Origin of the sequence: Pelomonas sp. KK5, assembly GCF_001984095.1 — a bacterium.
Classification (GTDB): Bacteria; Pseudomonadota; Gammaproteobacteria; order Burkholderiales; family Burkholderiaceae_C; genus KK5.
The window spans coordinates 19,803-27,364 of sequence record NZ_LYVQ01000072.1; the positions used below are offsets into that span (position 1 = coordinate 19,803).

General features: G+C 70.2%; 7 protein-coding genes. 5 read left to right on the top strand and 2 right to left on the bottom strand.

Going from position 1 to position 7,562, the window contains the following annotated elements:
- Positions 1-17: 17 nt before the first annotated feature.
- Complete coding sequence (locus B0W88_RS13395) at positions 18-2,009, bottom strand: cation:proton antiporter (RefSeq protein WP_077035156.1); 1,992 nt, start codon at positions 2,007-2,009, stop codon at positions 18-20.
- A 178-nt stretch (positions 2,010-2,187) separates the two neighbouring features.
- Here B0W88_RS13395 and B0W88_RS13400 point away from each other — a divergent pair, with 178 nt between their 5' ends.
- Complete coding sequence (locus tag B0W88_RS13400; RefSeq protein ID WP_077035157.1) at positions 2,188-3,459, top strand: Glu/Leu/Phe/Val dehydrogenase; 1,272 nt, start codon at positions 2,188-2,190, stop codon at positions 3,457-3,459.
- Positions 3,460-3,599: 140 nt separating this feature from the next.
- On the opposite strand, the gene B0W88_RS13405 is transcribed toward B0W88_RS13400, so the two are convergent.
- Positions 3,600-4,268, bottom strand: a complete 669-nt coding sequence (locus B0W88_RS13405; protein ID WP_077035158.1) for a phosphatase PAP2 family protein — start codon at positions 4,266-4,268, stop codon at positions 3,600-3,602.
- Between the two features lie 56 nt (positions 4,269-4,324).
- Here B0W88_RS13405 and B0W88_RS13410 point away from each other — a divergent pair, with 56 nt between their 5' ends.
- Genes B0W88_RS13410 through B0W88_RS13425 form a run of 4 tightly spaced genes read left to right on the top strand, consistent with a single transcriptional unit; the run spans position 4,325 to position 7,390 of the window.
- Positions 4,325-5,308, top strand: a complete 984-nt coding sequence (locus tag B0W88_RS13410) for an SIS domain-containing protein (RefSeq protein ID WP_077035159.1) — start codon at positions 4,325-4,327, stop codon at positions 5,306-5,308.
- Positions 5,308-5,916 (top strand): HAD family hydrolase, encoded by a 609-nt coding sequence (locus B0W88_RS13415; protein WP_077035160.1) that lies wholly within the window; start codon positions 5,308-5,310, stop codon positions 5,914-5,916. The genes B0W88_RS13410 and B0W88_RS13415 overlap by 1 nt, the downstream gene beginning before the upstream one ends.
- Positions 5,916-6,617: an LPS export ABC transporter periplasmic protein LptC gene (gene lptC / locus B0W88_RS13420; protein WP_083748773.1), complete on the top strand. Its 702-nt coding sequence runs from the start codon at positions 5,916-5,918 to the stop codon at positions 6,615-6,617. The genes B0W88_RS13415 and lptC overlap by 1 nt, the downstream gene beginning before the upstream one ends.
- Complete coding sequence (locus B0W88_RS13425; RefSeq protein WP_077035161.1) at positions 6,614-7,390, top strand: SDR family oxidoreductase; 777 nt, start codon at positions 6,614-6,616, stop codon at positions 7,388-7,390. The genes lptC and B0W88_RS13425 overlap by 4 nt, the downstream gene beginning before the upstream one ends.
- The last annotated feature ends 172 nt before the right edge of the window (positions 7,391-7,562 follow it).

Here is a 7,562-nt window from a genome sequence, read left to right on the forward strand (position 1 = left end):
CCTGTCACCTTGGGAACTCAGCCGGCGAGCAGGCGCTCCTCGGCCAGCGCCAGGTCGGTCGGCAGACCGGAGAGCACCAGCGTGTCGCCGCCGTGCAGCAGCAGCGTGGCGTCGGCCTCCACGACGGCGCCGTCCGCCCGCCGCAGCGACGCCACGCCCACGCTGAGCTCCTGCAGGGCCAGGTCCGCCAGCGAACGGCCGGCGTGCGCGCTGCCCATCGGCAGCGTGATCGAGGCCAGCCGCGCGCTCTGCTGCTCGGTGTCGTCGTCGGCGCCGTGGAAGTAGCCGCGCAGGAGGCCATAACGCGCATCCCGAGCGTCACGGACCAGGCGGATCACGCGCCGCATCGGCACGCCCACCAGCGCCAGCGCGTGGCTGGCCAGCATCAGCGAGCCCTCGATCGCCTCGGGCACCACCTCGGTGGCGCCGGCGGCGCGCAGCTTCTCCAGGTCACTGTCGTCGATCGTCCGCACGATCACCGGCACCTGCTTGGCATGGGACTGGACCTGGTGCAGCACCTTCATCGCCGAGGGCGTGTCGTGATAGGTCACGACCACCGCGCTGGCCCGCGCCAGGCCGGCTGCCATCAGGCTCTGCAGCCGCGCCGCGTCGCCGAAGACGACGTTCTGCCCCGCGGCGGCGGCCTGCCGCACGCGGTCCGGGTCCAGGTCCAGGGCCATGTAGGGAATGTGCTCGCCCTCCAGCATCCGCGCCAGGTTCTGGCCGCTGCGGCCGTAGCCGCAGATGATCACGTGGGCATCGGTCTTGATCGCGCGCTTGGCGATCGTCGTCAGCTGCAGCGACTGCAGCATCCAGTCGCTGCTGGACAGCTTCATCACGATGCGGTTGCTCTGCAGGATCAGCAGCGGCGCCACCAGCATCGACAGCACCATCCCGGCCAGCACCGGGCTTGCCCATTGCGCCGCGATCAACCGGTGCTCGGTGCCCAGCGCCAGCAGCACGAAGCCGAACTCGCCCGCCTGCGCCAGGTAGAGGCCGGTGCGCAGCGAGACGCCGGTGGGCGCGCGGAACAGCTTGGCCAGCCCGGCGATCAGCGCGGCCTTGGCCAGCGTCGGCGCGATCGTCAGCGCCAGCACCAGCGGCCAGTACGCCAGCAGCGAGTGCCAGTCCAGCTTCATGCCCACGGTGATGAAGAACAGGCCCAGCAGCACGTCGTGGAAGGGCCGGATGTCGGCCTCCACCTGGTGCTTGAACTCCGTCTCGGCGATCAGCATGCCGGCAAGGAACGCGCCCAGCGCCAGCGAGAGGCCGGCGTGCTCGGTCAGCCAGGCCAGGCCCAGCGTGACCAGCAGCAGGTTCAGCATGAACAGCTCGTCGCTGCGCCGCCTGGCCACTAACGTCAACCACCAGCGCATCAAGACCTGGCCCCCGGCCAGCAGCAGCCCCAGCAGGACCACCGCCTTCAGCCCCGCCCAGCCGAGCGCCACGGCCATCTCGCCGCCGGTGTCGTTCAGCGCCGGAATCATCACCAGCAGCGGCACCACGGCCAGGTCCTGGAACAGCAGCACGCCCATCACCTGGCGGCCGTGCTCGCTTTCCAGTTCCAGCCGGTCGGCCATCATCTTGACGACGATGGCGGTGCTGCTCATGGCCATCGCCGCGCCCAGCACCAGCGCGCCCTGCCAGTGCAGATCCCAGGCCAGGCCCAGGGCCGGCAGCAGCGCGGCCAGCGCGAAGTGGCCGGCCACGGCGCCGAGTATGGTCAGCACCACCTGCAGCAGGCCCAGGCCGAAGACGGCGGTGCGCATGCTCCGCAGCTTGGGCAGGTTGAACTCCAGGCCGATCACGAACATCAGGAAGACCACGCCGAACTCGGCCAGGTAGCTGACATTGTCCGAGTCGCCCGACAGGCCCAGCGCGTTCGGCCCGATCAGCACGCCGACGACCAGGTAGCCCAGCATCGGCGGCAGCTTCAGGCTGCGGAATGCGACGACACCCAGCACGGCGGCCACTAGGTAGAGCAGGGCGAGGTCGAGCGCATTGGTCATCGTGCGATCGATGTTACTGGGCTTGCCGAACTGGCATGGAGGCATGCCGTCGGCGCACAATCGCACAGGGTATGCACAAGGCGCATAACGGAATGTTCACTCGGCTTCCCAAACGCTGGCGGGCGGGCTTTGGGCGAGATACCGTACCGCCCACATAAAAGTTACGGAGCATTACCAAATGTCCAACCTGTCCTTCGTCTCGCCTTCGCGCAACAGTCCCTGGGGTACCTACCTGTCCCAGATCGACGCCGTTGTCCCCTACCTGGGTCATCTGGCACGCTGGGTCGAGACGCTGCGCCGCCCCAAGCGCGCGCTGATCGTCGACATCCCGATCGAGATGGATAACGGCACGATCGCCCACTTCGAGGGCTACCGCGTCCAGCACAGCCTGACCCGCGGCCCCGGCAAGGGCGGCGTGCGCTACCACCCGGATGTCACGCTGGAAGAGGTGATGGCCCTGTCGGCCTGGATGACGATCAAGAACGCCGCGGTGAACCTGCCCTACGGCGGCGCCAAGGGCGGCATCCGGCTCGATCCGAAGACGCTGTCGCTGAAGGAACTCGAGAAAGTTACGCGCCGGTACACCAGCGAGATCGGCATCATCATCGGCCCGCAGCAGGACATTCCGGCGCCGGACGTCAACACCAACGGCCAGATCATGGCCTGGATGATGGACACCTACTCGATGAACACCGGCGCCACCGCGACCGGCGTCGTCACCGGCAAGCCGATCCCGCTGGGCGGCTCGCTGGGCCGCGTGGCCGCCACCGGCCGCGGCGTGTTCGTGATCGGCCGCGAGGCGATGCGCCGCCTGAGCATCCCGATGGAAGGCGCGCGCGTCGCGGTGCAGGGCTTCGGCAACGTCGGCTCGATCGCCGCCAAGCTGTTCGCCGCCAACGGCGCCAAGATCGTCGCCGTGCAGGACCACACCGGCACCATACTGAACGAGCAGGGCTTCGACATGCAGCACCTGCTGGACCACCTGGCCCAGACCGGCGGCGTGATGGGCTTCAAGGGTGGCGACGTGATCGCCAACGAGAACTTCTGGGATGTGAAGACCGACGTGCTGATCCCGGCCGCGCTGGAAGGCCAGATCACCGCCGAGCGCGCCGGCCGCATCAACACCCGTCTGGTACTGGAAGGCGCCAACGGCCCGACCACGCCGGACGGCGAATCGGTGCTGGCCGACCGCGGCATCGTGATCGTGCCGGACGTGATCGCCAACTCGGGCGGCGTGACCGTCTCCTACTTCGAGTGGGTGCAGGACTTCTCGTCCTTCTTCTGGACCGAGGACGAGATCAACGTCCGCCTGGACAAGATCATCACCGGCGCCTTCAAGAACATCTGGGAGACCTCGGAGCAGCACAAGATTTCGCTGCGCACCGCGGCATTCACCGTGGCCTGCACGCGCGTGCTGCAGGCGCGCGAAGAGCGCGGCCTGTACCCCTGACCCCTCGCCCAGTCGCGCCGCGCTGAACGCGGGCGCGCCTGGTCGGTCCCCCAAGGGGACGGCGATTGCCCGGGCATCGAGCCCGGGCAACATCGTCAAGTGGGCCGGCTTGGGGCGGCCCGGCGCTCGGCCCGAAATACCTAGCTGTTGCGCGGCGTCAGCCAGATGCGCGCGCCGACGGCGCACACCACCCAGCACACCCACGCCGTCCACATCGTGTGGCTGGCGTAGTGGGCCCCGCGGATCATCTGCACGAAGCCGAACACGGCGCCGATGAGGATCGTCGTTAGCAGCCAGGCGCGGGCGCCGCGCGGATAGGCGCGGCGCAGCGCGAAATAGCCGCTCAGGAAGGCGAAGGCCGAGCTGGCGTGGCCGGAGGGGAAGCACTTGCCCGGCCCGCCGTCCAGCACGCCGAAGCGCCAGTGCGAGACGTACTGCGCCACGCCGCCGAACTCGGCCTGGTCCCAGGGGCAGCTGGTGGTGCTGACCCTCTTGATCATCGGGATCACCAGCACGCAGACCAGCGTCGCGGCCAGCCACCAGATGCGCTCGCGCTTCGTCTGCTCGGGCCAGACCGGCTTCCAGATGTTGACCAGCAGCACCGCGGCCACCCCCCAGGCGGCCATGCGCCCGCCTTCGTGCAGCACGCGCGCCGTGATCCAGCGCTCGCGCCAGGGGAAGCCGGCGGCGTCCGCCCAGTGGCGGACCAGCAGGAGGTCCAGCCCGCTGGCATCCCAGGCCAGCAGCAGGGCGAGCGCGACCAGGGCGACGCCGAAATCGAAGCGGGTGTTGTTGTGCTTGATGTCCATACTGGGCCGCGATGCTAACCCCGTGCCTCGGCGGGCCCGAAAGTTAAACTCCCCGGATGACCGAACACACCTCCGCCGCGCGCGCGCTTGCCGTTGCCCGCGAGGCCCTGCGCATCGAGGCGCAAGCCGTCAGCGAACTGGCGCCCCGCCTGGGCGATGCCTTCACCGCCGCCCTCACCACCATCCTGTCCTGCAAGGGCCGCGTGGCCGTGATGGGCATGGGCAAGAGCGGCCATGTGGGCCGCAAGATCAGCGCCACGCTGTCCAGCACCGGCACGCCGGCGCTGTTCGTCCATCCGGCCGAGGCCAGCCATGGCGACCTGGGCATGGTGACGCAGCAGGACGTGGTGATCGCCCTGTCCAACTCCGGCGAGAGCGACGAGCTCAACGCCATCCTGCCGGTGCTCAAGCGCCTGGGCGTGCCCATCATCGCGATGACCGGCCGCGCCGAATCGAGCCTCGCCGGCCATGCCGACATCGTGCTGGACAGCGCCGTCACCGAGGAAGCCTGCCCGCTGCAGCTGGCCCCCACCGCGTCCACCACCGCGCAGATGGCGCTGGGCGACGCGCTGGCCGTGGCCCTGCTGGACGCGCGCGGCTTCAAGCCCGAGGACTTCGCCCGCTCCCACCCCGGCGGTGCGCTGGGCCGCAAGCTGCTCACGCACGTGCGCGACCTGATGCGCAGCGGCGATGCGCTGCCCCGCGTGGCGCCGGAGCTGCCCTTCACCGAGATGATGCGCGAGATGTCGGCCAAGGGCCTGGGCGTGGCGATCGTCGTCGATGCGGACGACGTGGTGCAGGGCGTGTTCACCGACGGCGACCTGCGCCGCCTGGTCGAGAAGGGCGAGGACCTGCGCGCGCTGACGGCCGCCGAGGTGATGCACGCGAAGCCGCGCACCATTGCGCCGACCGCGCTGGCCGTGGACGCGGCGGACCTGATGGAATCGGCCCGCATCACCGTCGTGCTGGTCGTCGACGCGCAGCATGCGCTGCAGGGCGCCATCACCATCAACGACCTGATGCGCGCCAAGGTCATCTGATGTCGCTCGCCCCCGCACTGAGCTTCCCCCCCGAACTGCTGCTGAAGGCGCAAGGCACAGGCCTGGGCCTGAAGGCGGCCATCTTCGACGTGGACGGCGTGCTGACCGACGGCAGCGTCTTCATCGGCGAGACGGGCGAGGTCTTCAAGGCCTTCTCCACGCTGGACGGCCAGGGCCTGAAGCTGCTGGACCAGGCCGGCATCGTGCCGATCATCATCACCGGGCGCGACTCCCCGGCCGTGCGCCGCCGCGTGGCGGACCTGGGCCTCAAGCACGCGGCCTACGGCGCCAAGGACAAGCTCGCGGTGGCCCAGCCGCTGCTGGACGCGCTGGGCGTCGGCTGGCCGGAGGTCGCGGTGATGGGCGACGACTGGCCCGACCTGCCGCTGCTGGCCCGCGCCGGCTTTGCCTGCGCGCCGGCCCAGGCCCATGCGGAGGCCAAGGCCCGCGCCCACTACGTGACCCGGGCCGCCGGCGGCCACGGCGCGGCCCGCGAGTGCTGCGACCTGATCCTGCTGGCCTGCGGCCGCTATGCCCAGCTGCTGAACGGCCACCTGGGCACGCTGGACGGCAGCAGCGGCAACGACACCAGCGGGGGCGCCCGCTGATGGCGACGACGCTGGCGCCGCCACCGGCGGCCGCACGGGCGCGGGTGCCGGTGCCCTGGCTGTGGCGGCTGCAGAGCCTGCTCTCGGCCTACCTGCCGCTGCTGCTGATGGCGGCGCTGGCCGGCGGCACCTGGTGGCTGGTCAAGAACACGCCGTCCGCCGAGGACCAGGCGGAAGCGCCGCCGCCGCGCCACGAGCCCGACTACCGGATGAACGACTTCTCGCTGGAGCGCGTCGGTGCGAACGGCCTGCTGCGCGGCCGCATCGAGGGCCGCGAGCTGCGCCACTATCCCGATACCGACACGCTGGAGATCGACGAGGTCCGCCTGCGCGCCATCGGCACGGACGGCAGCCTGACCCTGGCCACCGCCCGCCGCGGCGTCTCCAACAGCGACGGCAGCGACATGCAGCTCTACGGCGATGTGCTGGTCCAGCGCTTCCTCGTCGATGCCAGCGGCGCGCCGCTGCCCACTCCGCAGCTGGTCGTGCGTGGCGAGTTCCTGCAGGCCCTGTCCAATAGCGAGCAACTGCGTTCGCACCTGCCGGTGACGATCGACTACGGCGGCGCCCATCTGCAGGCCCAGACCTTCCTCTATGACCACCTGCACGCGCTGCTGAACTACAGCGGTCGCACGACCGGCCGCTTCGATGTCGGCCCCAACGGACGCGTGCTCTCGCCGGCCGCCCCGGCCAGGAAATGACAGCCCCGCTCGTCTACATCACCGGCGCCTCCAGCGGCATCGGTCAGGCGCTGGCGCTGCGCTATCACCAGGCCGGCTGGCGGCTGGCCCTGGTGGCGCGGCGCACGGCGGAACTGCAGGCCTGGGCCGACGGGCAAGGCCTGACCCCCGAGCGCTGCAGGATTTACGGCGCCGACGTCAGCGATACCGCCGCCATTGCCGCTGTCGGCCGCGCCTGCATCGAGGCCCAGGGCCTGCCCGATGTGGTCATCGCCAATGCCGGCATCAGCGTCGGCATCGACAGCGCCTACTTCGAGGATCTGGCGGTCATGCAGCAGGTCTACGCCACCAACAACATCGGCATGGCCGCCACCTTCCAGCCCTTCATCACTCCGATGAACGAGCGCCGTGCCGGCACGCTGGTGGGCATCGCCAGCGTGGCGGGCATCCGCGGCCTGCCGGGCCATGCGGCCTACTGCTCCAGCAAGGCGGCGGTGATCAGCTTTTGCGAGGCGCTGCGTGCCGAATGCCGGCCGCAGGGCGTCAAGGTCGTGACCCTGCTGCCGGGCTACGTGGCCACGCCGCTGACCAGCAGGAACGAGTACGGCATGCCCTTCCTGATGCAGCCGGAGGCCTTCGCCGAGCGCGCCTTCGCAGCGATTCAGCAGGGCGTCAGCTACCGTGTGATCCCGTGGCAGATGGGCGTCGTCGCCAAGCTGATGCGCGCGCTGCCGAACGCCGTGTTCGACCGGCTGCTGGTCGGCCGCAAGCGCAAGCACCGCGCGAACGGCTGAAGCCGGCAGCAGCAATGCAAAAAGGGCACCGAGGTGCCCTTTCTGTTGCTTGCGAAAGCTTAGTAGCCGCCGCCCGAACGGCCACCGCCGCCGTAGCTGCCGCCGCCGCCGCCGGAGCGGCCACCGCCGCCGTAGCCGCCGCCGCCACCACCGTAGCCGCCGCCACCGCCGG